11 protein-coding genes and 1 pseudogene are annotated in these 18,196 nt (G+C 38.7%); 8 read left to right on the forward strand and 4 right to left on the reverse strand.

All coding sequences use genetic code 11. From position 1 onward, the window contains the following. Positions 1-9: 9 nt before the first annotated feature. Positions 10-1,689 carry a DUF4153 domain-containing protein gene (locus P3L56_RS06340; protein WP_198861199.1) on the reverse strand — a complete coding sequence of 560 codons (1,680 nt, stop codon included), beginning with the start codon at positions 1,687-1,689 and terminating at the stop codon, positions 10-12. A 183-nt stretch (positions 1,690-1,872) separates the two neighbouring features. Continuing rightward, positions 1,873-2,832 carry a thioredoxin-disulfide reductase gene (gene trxB / locus P3L56_RS06345; RefSeq protein WP_198861200.1) on the reverse strand — a complete coding sequence of 320 codons (960 nt, stop codon included), beginning with the start codon at positions 2,830-2,832 and terminating at the stop codon, positions 1,873-1,875. Between the two features lie 538 nt (positions 2,833-3,370). On the opposite strand from trxB, the gene lrp reads away from it, so the two are divergent. From lrp to serS, 5 genes are all read left to right on the forward strand, one after another. Next, a complete protein-coding gene (gene lrp / locus P3L56_RS06350) occupies positions 3,371-3,865 on the forward strand; it encodes a leucine-responsive transcriptional regulator Lrp (protein WP_004918089.1) in 495 nt (164 codons plus the stop codon). Between the two features lie 413 nt (positions 3,866-4,278). Beyond that, entirely contained in the window at positions 4,279-7,932 is a 3,654-nt protein-coding gene (locus tag P3L56_RS06355) for a DNA translocase FtsK 4TM domain-containing protein (protein ID WP_272686152.1), read from the forward strand. Positions 7,933-8,038: 106 nt separating this feature from the next. Then, on the forward strand, positions 8,039-8,659 hold the full coding sequence (lolA, locus tag P3L56_RS06360) for an outer membrane lipoprotein chaperone LolA (RefSeq protein WP_042846505.1): 621 nt from the start codon (positions 8,039-8,041) through the stop codon (positions 8,657-8,659). A gap of 85 nt (positions 8,660-8,744) precedes the next feature. After that, complete coding sequence (locus P3L56_RS06365; RefSeq protein ID WP_042846504.1) at positions 8,745-10,088, forward strand: replication-associated recombination protein A; 1,344 nt, start codon at positions 8,745-8,747, stop codon at positions 10,086-10,088. A 109-nt stretch (positions 10,089-10,197) separates the two neighbouring features. Further along, positions 10,198-11,490, forward strand: coding sequence for a serine--tRNA ligase (serS, locus tag P3L56_RS06370; protein WP_042846503.1), 1,293 nt, complete (start codon positions 10,198-10,200; stop codon positions 11,488-11,490). A gap of 418 nt (positions 11,491-11,908) precedes the next feature. On the opposite strand, the gene P3L56_RS06375 is transcribed toward serS, so the two are convergent. Next, positions 11,909-12,715 (reverse strand): BPSS1780 family membrane protein, encoded by an 807-nt coding sequence (locus P3L56_RS06375; RefSeq protein WP_042846502.1) that lies wholly within the window; start codon positions 12,713-12,715, stop codon positions 11,909-11,911. Positions 12,716-13,385: 670 nt separating this feature from the next. Continuing rightward, a pseudogene (locus P3L56_RS06380) lies at positions 13,386-13,751 on the reverse strand (ISNCY family transposase); the annotation flags it as partial. Between the two features lie 543 nt (positions 13,752-14,294). On the opposite strand from P3L56_RS06380, the gene P3L56_RS06385 reads away from it, so the two are divergent. The 3 genes from P3L56_RS06385 to P3L56_RS06395 are packed head-to-tail and all read left to right on the forward strand — an operon-like array spanning position 14,295 to position 18,186. After that, positions 14,295-15,062, forward strand: a complete 768-nt coding sequence (locus tag P3L56_RS06385; RefSeq protein ID WP_048606569.1) for a DUF1120 domain-containing protein — start codon at positions 14,295-14,297, stop codon at positions 15,060-15,062. A gap of 56 nt (positions 15,063-15,118) precedes the next feature. After that, positions 15,119-15,814, forward strand: a complete 696-nt coding sequence (locus P3L56_RS06390; protein ID WP_042846500.1) for a fimbria/pilus chaperone family protein — start codon at positions 15,119-15,121, stop codon at positions 15,812-15,814. A 5-nt stretch (positions 15,815-15,819) separates the two neighbouring features. After that, positions 15,820-18,186: a fimbria/pilus outer membrane usher protein gene (locus P3L56_RS06395; protein WP_272678092.1), complete on the forward strand. Its 2,367-nt coding sequence runs from the start codon at positions 15,820-15,822 to the stop codon at positions 18,184-18,186. Positions 18,187-18,196 lie beyond the last annotated feature (10 nt).

Raw genomic sequence — 18,196 nt, forward strand, 5'->3', positions numbered from 1 at the left:
TAGAAAAAATTAAGGGGTAGGGTCAATCATTAACCATTCTTTAGGTTTTAATTGAAAATGTCCGTTTAATAAATTATCCCAAGCTTTGTCTTTCGCTTGTACAGTATTAAACAAACGAGTTTGGTTATCGACTAACTCCCAGCTTTGTTCCTGTTGTTGCCAAATATTACATTCAATACTGGCACTGGTGGGGTAGGTATAACACATAACAACATCATTTTGTCCATTTTGGTTGGCGTCTGCCATAAAGCCCATGCATGAGTATGGCTCATACTGTGATGTGCAATACCATTCACCGGTGAGATTTTCACCGAGGTCAAACCAACTATCTGGTAATTTAGGGCTGTTTTTAGCTTGTATTAACACACCTTTCAATGGCTTACGTTGTTCTTCATTGTATGGGCTAGTTTGAAACGCTTCTGTGTATTCTGGGTTTTTATCTAATTGTTTATAGGCTTGTTCCCCATATTCACCTAAATGCTTTAAGTCGTATGCTAAAGAACTATTTACCTTAATTTTGCCGTTTTCAACCCCCGCTATGATACTGTTGACCGTGATCCTTTTAAAATCGGCAATCGGGCTATTGATGACCAAAATAATCGCTAGCAAAGACAAAATACCGACTTTGTTGATAGTACCTAGAGATGCCATCCATGCTGTTTTTTTGTGAAGAATTGCAAGGCTATAAGCAAGGACAATAGCGGATAAAAACAAGGCAATTGTGAAAGCGTATAAGCGCTCAATGCTCCAACTGTATTGGTTAACACGTGCAATGATCCCGTATAGAGACAGTGCTGAAAATGCATTGAGCAGAATAATGCTAAGGAGAACAAAACCATTTAGCCCCGGACGGAATCGGTATTGTGTACTGCCATCACCATATACGAAGTTAATAAAAATAAGGTTCAGGATAATAAACCACAGCATGACTGCCGAACCTAGACCGACGGAGGCTAAACCTGAGAAATATGAAATCACAAAACCCACTAAGAAAATGGCAGCGACTAGGTTAAGCAACGGTAAGAAAAATCGAGCAATAAAACTGGCAAAATTACTAAGTTGAATATCAAGTACAGCCCTTAAAAAGACCAAACTGATATTGAATCCAAGAGCAAAGCCTGCCCAATAGACTAATTCGTTATCTAGGATATCGTGCAAAAAATTGAGGTTTACAATGCCAAATAAAAAGCTAGCTAGCTTTATAATTAACGCTAATAGCCCACCAATGGCAGAGGATAAAATACCTAGGAAAGTATTTTTAATATATAAACCCATTAAGCAACTGTAATTGATTTTCCATGTTGCGCTTGTTTGTAACATTTGCATCCATGGCAACATGAAAAAGAATAAAACAGTCAGTGTGAGAAAGGCAAAAAATGGGTCTGCTTCTGTTGGCGTTTTAAAATCTTGGGCGTGCCAGTAGTTAATCCAGCAAGTTAACCCGACTGTAATTGCAATATTGAGATAAAAAATGGCGGATTTCGCATTAGTAATTAAGTAGCTAATGACCGAAGGAACAAAAATAGCGAGTAAGACTGGTAGATACACTGTTGTTGTACTTAACTGGCTATCATAACGGATAGAATAATCCGTGGTAGCTGCAATAATAACACCTTGGATTATTGCGAGAACTACAATAATAAAATAGGCATAACCACGAATATCATCACGCCCTAATTGCTGCCCCATATTTGTGCCTTGTTAACGTTAATTTTATGTAAAAACAGTATAGGTTGAATGTTTTGCACGCAATATAAACTTGCTCTTAAAATATAGAGCAATAGCAAGTTGTTAAGAAAAACTAGGGAGAGTAGGAAGGAATAAAAAAGGCTTTAATCTATTTAAGATTAAAGCCTAGGTGTTCGTTATAGATTATTTAGAAGCAAGCCCATCAAGGTAACGTTCTGCATCTAATGCTGCCATACAGCCTGTCCCTGCTGAGGTGATGGCTTGGCGGTATATATGGTCCATTACATCACCAGCGGCGAAAACACCTTCTACTGAGGTTTGGGTTGCATTACCTTGTGTGCCAGATTGGACTTTAATGTAACCATTGTCTAAGTCTAATTGCCCTTCAAAAATAGCGGTATTTGGGCTATGGCCGATAGCAATAAAGGCTCCCATTACAGGTATTTCTTCTGTTTCGTGGGTTTTAGTGCACTCAAGGCGTACACCCGTAACCCCCATGTCATCGCCGAGTACTTCGCTTAAAGTACGGTCGGTATGCAGAATAATATTGCCGTTTTCGACTTTATCCATTAAACGATTAATAAGGATTTTTTCTGCACGGAAGCTATCACGACGGTGGATCAAATGAACTTCTGAGGCAATATTCGATAAATATAGTGCTTCTTCAACCGCGGTATTTCCACCACCAACGACGGCGACTTTTTGGTTACGGTAAAAAAATCCATCACAAGTGGCACAAGCAGAGACCCCACGACCTTTAAAGGCTTCCTCTGAAGGTAAACCAATATAACGAGCGGAAGCACCTGTTGCGATAATGAGGGCATCACAAGTATATTGATTTTCATCACCGATTAGTCGGAAAGGGCGTTGCTTTAAATCTACTTTTTGAATATGGTCAGAGATGATTTCAGTTTCAAATTTAACTGCGTGCTCATGCATGCGCTCCATTAGCATCGGTCCAGTAAGCCCTTCAGGGTCGCCTGGCCAGTTTTCAACTTCAGTGGTGGTAGTTAACTGACCACCTTTTTCCACCCCAGTAATCAGGGCTGGGCTTAAATTTGCGCGTGCAGCATAGACTGCGGCAGTATAACCTGCGGGGCCTGAACCTAGAATGATTAACTTGCGATGTGTGGTTGTGCTCATGAATTCCTCTTTTAATCTAAAAAAAAGCGTTAACAGGATTGTAGGAGAAATAGCAGGTTAACAAAAGTGGTTTAAGTGCGAGTGAGTGTCATGCCACTAATTTCTATGATAGGCAATACCTACTAATTGTAAAAAAATGTAGCAAAAAGTTGAATATGTCACGCTTCACAATTTTTAGGAATTATCTTGAATTAAGGCTGCGAAACGTTTTACTGGAAAAAAAAGCGAAATCTTGTACTGATTTTTATTCATTTGCTTTGACAATCGGCTGCGCATTTGCGAAAACATCTGTGTAAGAGTTAATTATCTAGCAGGTCAATGGAAATGGCGCATTTTTGTTCTTACTGGAAAGTTAACTTTACGCTACTTACAAACTTAAAAAATGAGTCAAAATTGTGGGTGATAATTACATTCACACGAAATTCAGCACTATGAATAAAATTTGCTCCTGAACACGGTTCCCTAAATATAAAAGGTGCGGCTAAGGTGCTATTTTATAGATGTAGAAAATAACAATTAGAGAAAGAGAGATTAAGAGATGATTGACAATAAAAAGCGTCCAGGCAAAGACCTTGACCGTATCGACAGGAATATATTAAACGAATTACAAAAAGACGGGCGAATTTCTAACGTAGAATTGTCTAAGCGTGTTGGTTTATCACCGACACCGTGTTTAGAGCGTGTGCGTCGTCTTGAAAGACAAGGGTTTATTTCTGGCTATACCGCCTTGTTAAATCCACATTACTTAGATGCATCCCTATTAGTGTTCGTTGAGATTACACTGAATCGTGGTGCACCAGACGTGTTCGAACAATTCAATACAGCAGTTCAAAAGCTTGAAGAAATTCAAGAATGTCACCTTGTTTCTGGTGATTTTGACTACTTGTTGAAAACGCGTGTGCCAGATATGTCCGCATATCGTAAGCTGCTAGGTGAAACTCTTTTACGCTTACCTGGTGTAAACGATACTCGTACCTACGTGGTTATGGAAGAAGTTAAACAAAGTAACCGTTTAGTGATTAAAACACGCTAATTTTTACTTTTTTAACCTCACTTCAGCACAGCATTTTCAGCTTTGTTGTCGCACTGCAGTTTCAACGCTGAGTTTACTCAGCGTTGTTCCGTTTTAATACAGTAAAAACATTGTGTTATTCACCCTCAAGTGTCTCATTTAATCGCAAATCTAACCGCGTTGACATTTGTTTGCTAAAATTACTTAGTAAACAAGGAGTATTGTTTCCAATTAATTGATTTTAAATCTATAAATATTTAGGATTTTTAACGGGAAATAGAAATTGAATCCTTATGCGTTAGATGAAATACTGAAACTTGTCGTTCCTGTGATGCATTGATTTACTTCCGTAACGGTAAAACAGGCACAGCAAGGCGATTAATGTTAGAATAAACATAAATCAGTAAAGAACATCAGTCAGCAAAGAAACAATAATGAGCCAAGAATACACAGAAGATAAACACATCAAATTTAAAAAATTAAGTAGCGGTAGGCGGCTATTAGAGGTTATTTTGCTCGCAATTTGCTTGAGCGCTATCTTTTTAATGGTTGCTTTATTGAGTTTCAGCCCTTCGGACCCAAGTTGGTCCCAAACCACATGGAATGCGCCCGTAAAGAATTTAGGTGGTAGTGTTGGCTCATGGAGCGCGGATATTCTTTTTTCTGCTTTTGGTATTCTTGCTTTTGCAATTCCTCCCTTATTAATTCTCGGTTGCTGGGCTATTTTCCAATACGAAAGTCAGCGTCGCTATATTGATTTCTTCTCTCTTTCTCTAAGGTTAATTGGTGGGTTAGCGCTAATTTTATCCTCTTGTGGGCTAGCTGCACTGAATTTTGATGATTTACCTAACTTTGCTTCAGGCGGTGTTATTGGTAGCGTGTTTAGTAACGCAATAATGCCGTGGTTTAACTCATTAGGTGCAACACTTGCATTGCTGTTCTTATGGGCTATTAGTTTTACGTTATTTACAGGTTGGTCATGGCTGACAATTGCAGAAAAAATTGGATCTGCCGTCCTTTTTCCTATCGCTTTATTAACAAATAGGGCGAGGGGTGATGACTTAGATGACTATGATGTAGATGTCGAAGAAACCGAAGGTGCGTTACAACGTGCGCAAGAAGCAGAGCATAGGGCTAACAATTACCCAGATACTATAGACCCAGATGACGTTTTATTTTCTGCGCCTACTGTTGCCGAGTTGGTGACTGAAGTATCCCCTGCACCAGAGGCAGAGTCTACCGAAAATACAGTGGTTACTGAAGGGGCAACGCCAATAGCGGCTCAAGGTGTACCGGAACAAGAAACGGTGCCATCGTTTTCTGCTATTGATGAGCCTAATACCTATCATTTTGAAGTGCCTGAAGATTACCAACCTCAATTAGGTTCTGGTTTTGAGGAAACGGCACCAATATCGGATGAACCTCCTGTTCATCAATCAAACGCGACATCCACGCCATTTGAATATCACGCTAATGAGCATATAACACCACAAAATCAAGCTGATGTTCCTCATCAAGAACAGTCAAATAATCAAATAGAGCCTCAAAGGCCACAATATAACTCGTTTGAGCCACAATCACTTTCATCGCCATCGATGAATGTTAGTGATGTCGCGAGTGCTGTAAGTACAACAGTGACGGAGCGTGTTTCAGACCCAGCGGCCATTGCTGCTGCGGGGATTTCCATTGCCGCACTTGAACGCCACGCCCAAGTAAAACAAACAGTAGAGCCTGAATTACCAAGGCCAAACCCTGTTCGTTTACCTACTCGTCGTGAACTTTACGGTATCCGTATCCCTTCTCAGCGTGATGCTGAGTTGCAACGCCGCCAAGAAGAGGCGTTAAAACGCGAGCAAGCGTATCAACAGTGGTCCGCAGGTGAGCAGGAGTCCTCTGAAACGGAAGAGGAAGCACAGCAAGATGAATTGCTACGAGCTCAGTTCTTAGAGCAACAACGAGAGCGTTATGGTGATATCGATGAAACTGACTATGAATCGCCGGTATTTAGCGCACAACCGAGCGTTGCAGAACAACAGCAGCAAGATGAACCATCTGAATCAGGTTCTTTGACGCAGCCAGAAATTGAGCATCGTTGGCCATCAGCGTCAGCATTTTCTAATAATACTCACACAATACCCGCATCAACTGAATCCACTCCTGCAGTCGATGACGTGTACAAAAATAGCTTTGCAGAAGATGAACATTCCCAGATATCAGATCACTTTGAATCTAAGGTTGATTTGAAAAAAGAGTTTTCCGTGCTGGGTAGTTTTTCTCCAGTTGATGATCTGGTAGACGATGAACCAGCTGACCCATTATTTATGCCTTCATTTAGTGCGGTGCCAGTTCCTTCGGAAAATTCACAAAATAATATTCATGAAGGTCTTGGCAATTCGTCAACATCGGCACACACTTTTGCGCAGCCACAGCAGCCACAGCAGCCACAGCAGCCACAGCAGCCACAGCAGCCACAGCAGCCACAGCAGCCACAGCAGCCACAGCAGCCACAGCAGCCACAGCAGCCACAGCAGCCACAGCAGCCACAGCAAGATAGCTTATTCCACCCGTTTTTGGTGCGAAATGATCAACCTTTACCAAAACCAACAACACCAATGCCATCCCTTGACTTACTGGCGAGCCCACCTGAACAGGAAGAACCAGTCGACATGTTTAAACTTGAGCAAACCGCTAGGTTAATCGAAGCTCGGTTAAATGACTATCGGGTGAAAGCTGAGGTTGTTGGTTTCTCCCCAGGGCCTGTGATCACGCGTTTTGAACTGGATTTGGCACCCGGTGTGAAAGCCGCTCGTATATCAACATTATCACGAGACCTTGCACGCTCTTTATCTACAGTGGCAGTACGTGTTGTGGAAGTGATACCGGGTAAGCCGTACGTTGGGCTTGAACTCCCTAACGAAAAACGCCAAACGGTTTATTTAAGTGAAGTTTTAGACTGCGATGACTTTAGGAAAAACCCTTCGCCATTAACGATTGTGTTAGGTAAAGATATCGAAGGTGACCCCGTGGTTGCTGATTTAGCAAAAATGCCGCATTTATTAGTAGCAGGTACCACTGGGTCAGGTAAATCCGTTGGTGTCAACGCCATGATCCTCAGTATTTTGTATAAAGCGAAGCCCGAAGATGTCCGCTTTATTATGATTGACCCGAAAATGTTGGAGCTTTCCATCTATGAAGGGATCCCGCATTTATTGACAGAAGTCGTTACCGACATGAAAGACGCCGCTAATGCATTACGTTGGTGTGTGAATGAAATGGAACGTCGTTATAAGCTAATGTCTGCTCTCGGTGTACGTAACCTTGCGGGTTATAATGATAAAATTAAAGCAGCCGAAGAGATGGGGCGTCCAATACCTGATCCGCATTGGAAACCTAGTGATAGCATGGAAATTGAACATCCTATGCTGAAAAAAGAACCTTATATCGTTGTTATGGTTGATGAATTTGCTGATTTAATGATGACGGCAGGTAAAAAAGTTGAGGAGCTAATTGCTCGATTGGCACAAAAAGCCCGAGCAGCAGGTATTCACCTTGTTCTTGCAACGCAACGTCCGTCTGTCGACATTATCACTGGGTTGATCAAAGCAAACATCCCTACTCGTATTGCATTTACTGTTTCCAGTAAAATAGACTCTCGTACTATCCTTGACCAAGGCGGTGCTGAGTCCCTATTAGGGATGGGGGATATGCTATATCTTCCGCCAAACTCATCAATCCCTATGCGTGTACACGGTGCTTTTGTTCGTGACCAAGAGGTTCATGCGGTTGTGAATGATTGGAAGGCGCGAGGGAAACCACAATATATTGATAACATTACCACTTGTAGTGATGATAACGAAGGTGGGGGCTATGATAGTGGTGGGGAAGAACTTGACCCATTATTTGACCAAGCTGTAGAGTTTGTGGTTGAAAAACAACGTGTTTCTATTTCCGGTGTTCAACGTCAATTTAGGATTGGCTATAACCGCGCCGCAAGGATTGTTGAGCAAATGGAGATCCAAGGTATTGTGAGTGAACAAGGTCATAACGGGAATCGTGAAGTCCTTGCGCCACCGTCAATGGGGCATTAAAAATAGGTTAACAGCTTAATCATTTAGTGTGCTGATTGTTGGTTTAATTTTAGGGGTGTATAACGTTATCACACCTCTTAGGGTCATAACTTAAGGTCATTGTTCGATGAAAAAAATGATGTTATTAGGCGTACTCGCCTTCAGTTTACATATCGGCCAAGTACTGGCCGACGCCAGCCAAGACCTACAAGCTCGTCTGAACAAGGTCAATAGCTTCCAAGCCAGTTTTTCACAGAAGGTGACTAGCCCTGAAGGGGATCTTGTTCAAGAAGGTGTTGGGGATTTATGGCTTGAACGCCCGAATTTATTCAATTGGAATATGACATCACCTGATGAAAGTGTATTAGTCTCGGACGGCAAAAACTTGTGGTTTTATAACCCTTTTGTTGAACAAGTTACGGTAACTAATTTGGCCGATGCCACACAAGACACGCCATTTTTATTAATCACTCGTAATGATCCTAAAGATTGGAAGCAGTATTCAATTATTCAGCAAGGTAACACGTTTGATTTAAAACCAAAGCAAACTAATGGCACCTTGAAACGCTTTTCAATCACAGTCTCACCAGAGGGGACAATTGAAAAATTTTCGGCAGTGGAACAGGATGGGCAAGTCAGTGCTTATCAGTTAAAAGAACAAAAAAATGGTCCTGTTGATGCAAGTAAATTCAAATTTACGATGCCTAAAGGGGTGACCTTAGATGACCAGCGACCGAATGCAAAATAACCAATAGTAACGACAATAATCATCAGGTTTTAATGGCCTGGTGATTTGCACTTCTTTATTTTTAAGACGTAAAAAAGAGGATCTCGTGGGTAACCTGTCTCTCGATTTTTCGCAGAATGAATTCCAACCTTTAGCAGCAAGAATGCGGCCTGAAACCCTTGAGCAATACATTGGCCAAAAGCATTTGTTAGCGGAGGGGAAACCATTACCACGCGCTATTAAAGCAGGGCATTTGCACTCCATGATTTTATGGGGGCCACCGGGGACAGGTAAAACGACTCTTGCTGAAGTGATTGGCCATTATGCTCAGGCTGACATAGAGCGTATTTCTGCTGTTACCTCAGGTGTTAAAGAAATCCGTGAGTCAATAGAAAAAGCACGCCAAAACCGTAGCGCAGGCCGCAGAACAATTTTATTTGTGGATGAAGTTCATCGTTTTAATAAAAGCCAGCAAGATGCTTTTTTACCTCATATCGAAGATGGCACGATCACATTCATTGGGGCGACAACAGAGAACCCTTCATTTGAGTTGAATTCTGCACTACTTTCGCGCGCAAGGGTTTATTTACTTAAGTCACTGGAAGAAGCGGATATTGAGCTAGTATTGTTACAAGCCTTAGCTGATACAGAAAGAGGGCTAGGTGGGCAAAATATTCTTCTACCTGACAGTACACGTAAAATTATTGCACAGTTAGTTAATGGCGATGCTCGGCGCTCATTGAATTTATTGGAAATGATGGCCGATATGGCTGAAGCCGATAGCCAAGGCCAACGTATTTTGACCGCTGACTTACTGAAAGAAGTCAGTGGTGAACGTACTGCACGCTTCGATAATAAAGGTGACCGTTATTACGATTTAATTTCTGCATTGCATAAGTCAGTAAGAGGCTCGGCCCCTGACGCCGCGCTCTATTGGTATGCAAGGATCATTACGGCGGGGGGAGATCCACTTTATGTCGCACGCCGCTTGTTAGCAATAGCTTCTGAAGATGTCGGGAATGCCGACCCTCGGGCTATGCAAGTGGCCATTTCTGCATGGGATTGTTTTACCCGAGTGGGGCCCGCAGAAGGTGAGCGTGCAATTGCCCAAGCGATTATTTACCTTGCCTGCGCTCCAAAAAGTAATGCTGTCTACACCGCATATAAAGCAGCTATTAAAGATGCTCAAATGCAGCCCGACTACGATGTCCCTGAGCATTTACGCAACGCCCCAACTAAGTTGTTAAAAGAAATGGGGGCAGGGAAAGGGTATCGTTATGCTCATGATGAGCCTAATGCTTACGCTGCTGGGGAAAACTACTTTCCTGAGCCAATGCAGGCAACGCGTTATTATTACCCTGAAAAACGAGGGCAAGAGAGCAAGTTTGCTGAAAAATTAGACTGGTTAGCCCAACAGGATCAAAATAGTGCCATAAAACGCTATCGCTAAACTGGGCAATGCGGTAAGGTTATATAGCCAATTACTATACTTTTATTTATAACGCTGGAATGCGTTATATTAAGTACCATCAATAACTAACAATTATCACAGGATAAGCATGCTCGATCCAAATTTACTGCGTACGGAGCTAGACGCGGTTGCTGAAAAACTGGCTCGCAGGGGTTTTACCCTTGATGTGGAAAAGCTGCGTGAATTAGAAGAACGCCGCAAAGTTTTACAAGTTGAAACTGAAACCCTGCAAGCAGACCGTAACTCGCGATCGAAAACTATCGGTGCGGCTAAGGCACGTGGTGAAGATATTGAGCCATTACGTCAAGAAGTTAACTTATTAGGCGAAAAATTGGATTCTGCTAAGGCAGAATTAGACAAGCTGCAACAAGAAATCCGTGATATTGCATTGAGTATCCCGAATATTCCTGATGACCAAGTTCCTGATGGCAAAGATGATTCCGACAATGTCGAGGTTGCGCGTTGGGGTAAACCTCGTGAATATGATTTTGAAGTTAAAGATCACGTTAGCCTAGGCGAATTAACAGGGGGCCTAGACTTCCCTGCTGCGGTAAAACTGACCGGTGCACGCTTCGTGGTGATGAAAGGGCAAATAGCCCGTATGCACCGTGCGTTAGCCCAATTTATGTTGGATTTACATACAGAGCAGCATGGTTATCAAGAGCTATATGTTCCGTATTTGGTCAATCATGATACGCTGTACGGTACCGGTCAATTACCAAAGTTTGGTGAAGATTTATTCCATACCAAACCGTTGGAAGAAGAAGCAGACAGCAGCACTTATGCGTTGATCCCAACAGCAGAAGTCCCTGTTACTAACTTAGTACGGGATGAAATTTTAGATGAAAATGATCTTCCGCTAAAAATGACTGCACATACACCTTGTTTCCGTTCTGAAGCGGGTTCATATGGTCGGGATACTCGTGGTCTTATCCGTATGCACCAGTTCGACAAAGTTGAGCTTGTACAAATAGTTCACCCTGAAAAATCGATGGATGCACTGGAAGAGCTAACAGGTCACGCTGAGAAGGTTCTGCAATTATTGAACTTACCTTACCGTAAAGTGATTTTATGTACTGGTGATATTGGTTTCGGTTCACGCAAAACTTACGACTTAGAAGTATGGTTACCAGCTCAAAATACATACCGTGAGATTTCTTCTTGTTCAAACATGTGGGATTTCCAAGCACGTCGTATGCAAGCGCGTTTCCGTGGTAAGAGTGATAAGAAAACTCAACTAGTTCATACGCTAAATGGTTCTGGTTTAGCCGTTGGTCGTACATTGGTGGCGATTTTAGAAAACTACCAATTAGCAGATGGCCGTATTGAAGTTCCAGAAGTATTACGCCCATATATGAAAGGCCTAGAATATATCGGTTAATTTCCGTTATTCTTTCAAAAGTTAAACGCGGCTCATAGTGGTCGCGTTTTTTTTGCAAATTTAACGTGTTCTGAATAAGTATCTTCAGGTTAAACCTGAGCCCCCTTTCACTGAATGACTAAATATGCCAATATTTAATTCATTTTCTAACCGACCCATTCATTCACCTACAGATTGCAATGTAAGATAAGTTAGTTCCTCTCCATGGCTGATGCTTCCTGCATTAGCGACATTAACACAGTTTCAAATCAGTGATATCGAAATACATGGAAAACAACTCTAATTTAAAAAAGGAGGAAGAAAATTATTATTTAAAGGAATATATGTGGATTTGTAGGGGATAGTAAAAAGGAAAGCAAATGCTTTCCTTTTTTAGATTTAATGATTTAGCAAAATCGCTAAATCATCATACCTTGGCTTATTTTACTTGGGAGAAAAACAGGCTACGGTAGCTGCTGTAATAACAAGCATACATAATTGGCATAGAAACTAACAGACCTAAACCTAAAGGAATAACTGAGATTATCATTAGGATTGAAATAACGATAAAGAACAGAATACCTGGCAGGATGTTTTTCTTAACAGCTTGTAAGCTGGCAGAAATTGCAGCGCCAACAGTAAAGTTATGGTTCATTACCAGTGCAGGTGCAAACCAAGTTAATGCGGTACCGACTAATGCAGCAACAGCCATAATAATGATTGCAAAGAAGAATGTACCTGAAGACGCAAGGATTGCAGCATCAGATGGTGAGCCATATTGGTTGCTTTCCATCAATAAACCAAACATAGCGGAACCACCAATAATAAAGGCGATGATCATACCCACTAAGTTAGCGGCAAAGTTGATTGCACCAACGGCAAATAGGGTACCGAATTTATTTTGGAAACCGGCGAATAGTAAGCCAATTTCAGCTTGACCTGTTTTACGCTGGTTTTCACAGATTGCAATAATACCGCCAATAAAAATAGGAGTAATAAAGGTAATCAGTAAATTAAGGAAAGGGATCATCGAAATGATAAAGATTAATGCAAATAGTACGATGTTAATCAAGATCCACATACCCAGTTTCTCTTTAACGAGAGACCATGATTGGCTGATCCAGTTAACCCCTTCACCAGCATCTACCGCGCGAGGCTCAGCATGGAAAACAAAAGTATCAGTTTGATTTTGTGGGTCAATTGTAGGTGCAGGGTTGTTATCTGCACTAAAGTTTTCATTATTCATGATAAAAAAGGAACCTATTTTTCGTAGTGAGTTAGCAATATATTATTATAGATAAGTGTTTTGAGTTTATGTCACTCTTGTTACTTATTGGCAGTAGTATGCAGATAAGTGAGTACATTATAAAGCAGACAATTCTGGTAAGGTATTTATGTTTAATTATTTTTTCAATAAAAAGTATTTTGTTAAAAAATCCAAATAGACAATATTTTATCAATGACAACAAACAATTGGCTTTTTAAGTTGGTATAAAATACTGTTTTTTGTTTTTATAACACATTAATAGAGCATTAAATCATTCTTAATTGAAATACATTACCCATGAAAACAACATGGTTAATATTGGTAATTTTTATAAACTAATACTCGATATTGGGCAGATATCTGATGGTTTAATTTCTTTCAGTAGAAACATACGTTGTAATTCCTTTATTTAAAAGGAACGTAATCGGTATATTGAAATAAGGTATTTATATTAATTTTTTCGGGTTAATCGCACTATATTGTTGAACGTAGGGTTTGTACTAATCAAAATTAGTAGGAAAACTAAGTCAAGATATGTACCTGTGTGGTGAAGTGGGAGTATAGGTATAAAGCCAGTACCTAGCATATTGGGTATGTTTTTTATGGTACAGCTGTGGAGGTTGTTCTATTGGGAAAATATCAATTCTCCCATACAACTGATACCTTTATGCCTGAACTCTTTGACTAGCCAGTCGTGAAGGGTTAAATGAGCACTTCGACACGATCTTTATCTGAGCTAGTCTGAATACAAATGGTTTGGATATTAAGTCGCGCATCGTTCTTCCAAATTCAGTGTGCTCATCGCCTTTAGTTATATTTTTATTATTGATCTGAAAAATGCTTGCTTTGTTTCTGTATCACGCAAGGAGGTTGTCATGCTTTTCTATATCACTGTAGTTGCTTCAAAATAACTAAAAGTGGCTCCATATTTAACAAATCTCAGTTACATCAGTGAACTTGTCGCATCATCAACGTAAATCAGAGCTGTGCAGACTAGAGCACGACCTGTAAACCAGCGATTGCTATAGTTGAGATAGCGCTTTTCAGTACCAATAAAACACTAATCTAAGAAATAGAGGGCGAGTATTCAATACCTTGATTTGCTTAAATATAAGATTGTTAACATTATGTAAAACCCAAGCGTAAAATTATATTATTGTATTATGAGTAGTAAATTAAATTATGAACTCTCCCATATTAAAAATATTAGCACGATAAATTAGTTATTATTTTTAACTATTAGTTAGCAGTTGGGGTATTGAATGAAACAAAATGTTACTAACATCATTATTAACACCATTAAAAATTTAGTCATAAAATGATGCTATTTTGTTAATGATGTTAATTTAAATCATAGAGTGTGTCATATTGGGAATGCCAGAGTAATAAGTTATCGTATTTAATCTGAAATTATTGGTGTTTTATTCTGTGTATAGCAAGGTCTATAATATTATTAATATGTAGTTAAATTTTACAAAATAGAACATTATTTCTCTACTCTTTTTTGGGATAAAACATAAGATATAAGCCGAACTAATAAATTATATGGAAAACAAGTATGAAAAAGCTATTACCAATCCTCATTTCGTCAGCAATGATATGCTCATTTACAGCCTCAGCGGCTAGCGTTGGTTCTATAGATATTAGCGTTACAGGTCGAATTGACCCTGCAGCTTGTGAATTAGATATTGCTGGTGGTGGTAATATTGATTATGGTTTGATTGATCTTGATACATTAACATTTGTAGATGGTGCCTTTGGTGGCAAATTTGCCGCCTTACCAATACAGGAAACCAGTTTTACAATTCGTTGTTCAGCTAATGCTCCTGTTAAATTATCTGCATCTAGTAAACGAGTTGGTACAGTTGCTGGCGCAACTGAGAATTCTCGAGGATTTGCTGCACTTCCTATTAAATTATTAGATATTGGTGCGGGAAATAGCTCAAATGGTGTAGCTGGATTAGGTAAAACCTCTACAGGTATAAATATTGGCGGGTATATTGTTCGTTACAAAGCGAATAGCTTGAATGTGAGTACATTGGATAGCAATAATCAGCTAACAACTATTTCAGGTAGTGAAGTTCAGAATATTTACTATAATACTCAAAGCAAAGTTTGGAAAGTTTCGGGCGGAAACCTATTCTCAAATAATATGGATTTACAAACTTCTTTTGCGAAAGCAAATGAAACAACGCCTATTGAAGCGAGTATTTATGATGGAGTTTTACAGGTTCAAGCTTATGTAAGTGAAGAGGCAGCTACAGTCGGTAAATCAAAACCTGTTTTACTCGATGGTTTATCAACAATTGAATTAAATTATATCTAAAATTTGTAGGTAACTAAATTAATTTAGTTACCTTATAATAAAATGACGCAACTAAAATGAAAATAAAAACATATTTATTACTTATAATTGTATTACTAATCCCACAGCTATCAATTGCAGCAGGCATATTACCTGCTACGTCAGTCGTTGTTGTTAATGAAAAAAGTCAAGATGGTGAGATTGTTGTGACTAATACAGACAACTATCCTGTTCTATTAACAACAGAATTAGTAAATGTCGATCCTGAATACCAAGATCTGGTTATTGCTACTCCTCAACTTATTCGAGTTGAGCCTAAAGCTAAGCAATTAATACGCTTTATGCTCACAAGTAATTCTGATTTAAAGCATGAAGTATTAATGAGAGTTATTTTTGAAGGCATCCCTCCACAAGCAGATCCTGATGCTGAACAGATCAAATTTACTATTCGACAAAATCTTCCTCTTATTATAAAACCCAAAAACTTGCCTGAAAATGATACTCCTTGGGAATTGTTAAAATGGAAGTATGAAAAAAATACGTTAATCGTAACTAACCCTAGCCCTTATATTGTAAGATTAAGCAATAGTGTATTGAGTAAGCCTGGGAATATTGAGTGGGTGTTACCATCTAATTATATTTTACCTAATCAATCTATAGAGTTAACTACATCTCAACGTTCGCCGACACTGATTGATGGGGTTACTATACAACCATTTACTCAATGGGGGTATTCAACCACGCAAAAATATTCTATCAAGTTAAATAACTAGTAAAAATGACTAGAAAAAAAAAGAATAAAATTGTTGCAATTTTGCTATTTGTGGCTACTTCTTCCTATGCGAAAGAAGTAGTCTTCGACCAAGATGCACTAAAACACAAAGGAATACCTAGTGATATTGCAAAGTTATATAGTGAAAAGGCTCATTTTCCTCAAGGCGAAAATATCGTTAGTGTGTTTTTAAATGATAAATATATTGGTCAGAGTTCTTTTTTATTTAACTCTCAAGGAGAGCTTTGTCTTGATACTAAGTTTATTAATACTACAAATATCGAACTATCTAAAATTAATTCAACGTGTCCAACAATAAAGGACTACGATAATTTAGAGGTAGAACTGATACCTGGTGATTTACGCGTCAATATCTACGCATCGCCATCACTGTTAAAAAATAAATCAACAAATGATTGGCTTCACACAGGGAAATCAGGCGTTTTCAATTATGATATAAAATATTTTTCTACTAAAAGTGATTTTGCTTCTCAGTCATTTTTTAATTCAAATCTTACATTAGGATTCAATGTATACAATTGGATTGTGAGAAGCGACCAAACATATACGTATTTTAATGGCGAAACGAGTTTTGATCATCAAACCTTATATGCAGAGAAAACATTAGAACCTCTTAAAAAAAACTTGCAGGTTGGCCAGATTAATTTATCGAATTCGTTTTTTAGCTCTGGGCAAGTTATTGGCTTTCAGTTAGTTCCGGAATTGGCATTAGATAGCTCATCTCAAGGCGGTGGTATCGTCAATGGTATCGCATTTGAACGTTCTGTGATTGAAGTAAGGCAAGCGGGAATTTTAATTTATACAACAACTGTCCCAGAAGGCCCTTATACATTAGAAAACCTTCCGCTATTAAATAATCGGTTGGATTTATCAGTAACGGTTATAAACCAAAGTAATAAAGAAAGTACATTTATCGTTCCTGCTAGTTCATTTATATTAGCCTCAAATAGTATCAATAAAGATATAACATTTGGCTTAGGTAAAGTTAACCAAAATAAAGCAGATAAAAAGCCTTATGTTATGAATGTCAGTAAAGGGTTTAATCTACGTCCAGATATGTTGGTTGTTGTCGGGGGGCTTGCATCAAAAGATTACCAAGGTGTGGGGCTCAGTAATACTTATGAATTTCCGAATTTATCACTAGCAACTATAACAACTAATATATCTAAAGATATGGACAACAAATACGGTGAGTATTATACATTAAGTTATAATTATCCAGTTATCGCGAATACTAATTTAGCGGCGAACTCTTTATATAGAAGTAAAGAATACAAAGACTTTAACGAAACATTGAATGATTACGATACAATAATGTATTCAAATCATGTAAACAGCAGTGAAACTCAATATGGTATTGGTGTAAATACACATTTCAATAGCTTAGGGTCATTTTCATTAAGTTGGAACCGTTCTCTTGGTGACAGAGCGATTAATTATTATAATGCTAATTGGAACAACTTATATGCAAATAAATATAATGTTTATTTAGGATATGAGAGAAGGCTATATAACCACACAAATGATAACACTATTTATTTAAATGTCGATATTTCGTTAGGGGATAGGCAAAATTTATCGAGTTGGATGAATCAGTATGACAATAACAAAAGTTACGGAACGCGATATAGCAACCATAATTATGATAACTTAAGTTATTCGATTAGTGCGAATAAAAATACAGAACCAAGTAATCAAAATGTCTCATTGAATATGAATTATACTACACCGGTCACTTTACTTTCGGGTAATATTAGTAAAGGTAATAATACCAGTAGTTACTATGGGTCGTTATCCGGCGGCATGGTTTATTTTGATAATGAACTCATTTTTTCATCGAAAAGAATAGCGAATACATTTGCTATAGCAAAAACAGAAAACCAAGAAAATATTCCAATACAATCTTCATCAGGAACAGTGATGACTAATAGTAAAGGTTACGCGGTAATACCAAGTATAGATAGTTATAGAACTAATTATGCTAAGATAGACTACCGAAAATTACCTAAAAATATGAATGCTCCCTATGGGATTATAGAATTTCAACCTGCTAATGGAAGTGTTCCCTTGGTTAATTTCTACATTAATCAAGTTAACCGAGCTATTTTAACTCCATCATTTAATGGGAAGAAACTTTCTAAAAATTTAAAAGTATATGATAAAAACGGTGATTTATTAACCATAACTGACAATGCTGGGCGAATTATTATCGATAATCTATCCTTGCCGACAAGTTATTTTGTTGACGTAGGCAATAATAAAAAATGCACTATTAATCTCACTAGTGATGTTGGTATTTCGAAAACTGAATTGTTTACAATAATAAACCCTATTTGCTTTATGGCTAACTAAAGGCTTTAGA

This window comes from Providencia sp. PROV024, from assembly GCF_032709665.1.
GTDB classification, from domain to species: domain Bacteria; phylum Pseudomonadota; class Gammaproteobacteria; order Enterobacterales; family Enterobacteriaceae; genus Providencia; species Providencia huashanensis.

Coding starts and splice junctions, on each gene's coding strand:
- P3L56_RS06340 (WP_198861199.1), bottom strand. CDS start 1,689: ATGGGGCAGCAATTAGGGCGTGATGATATTCGTGGTTATGCCTATTTT.
- trxB (WP_198861200.1), bottom strand. CDS start 2,832: ATGAGCACAACCACACATCGCAAGTTAATCATTCTAGGTTCAGGCCCC.
- lrp (WP_004918089.1), top strand. CDS start 3,371: ATGATTGACAATAAAAAGCGTCCAGGCAAAGACCTTGACCGTATCGAC.
- P3L56_RS06355 (WP_272686152.1), top strand. CDS start 4,279: ATGAGCCAAGAATACACAGAAGATAAACACATCAAATTTAAAAAATTA.
- lolA (WP_042846505.1), top strand. CDS start 8,039: ATGAAAAAAATGATGTTATTAGGCGTACTCGCCTTCAGTTTACATATC.
- serS (WP_042846503.1), top strand. CDS start 10,198: ATGCTCGATCCAAATTTACTGCGTACGGAGCTAGACGCGGTTGCTGAA.
- P3L56_RS06375 (WP_042846502.1), bottom strand. CDS start 12,715: ATGAATAATGAAAACTTTAGTGCAGATAACAACCCTGCACCTACAATT.
- P3L56_RS06385 (WP_048606569.1), top strand. CDS start 14,295: ATGAAAAAGCTATTACCAATCCTCATTTCGTCAGCAATGATATGCTCA.
- P3L56_RS06390 (WP_042846500.1), top strand. CDS start 15,119: ATGAAAATAAAAACATATTTATTACTTATAATTGTATTACTAATCCCA.
- P3L56_RS06395 (WP_272678092.1), top strand. CDS start 15,820: ATGACTAGAAAAAAAAAGAATAAAATTGTTGCAATTTTGCTATTTGTG.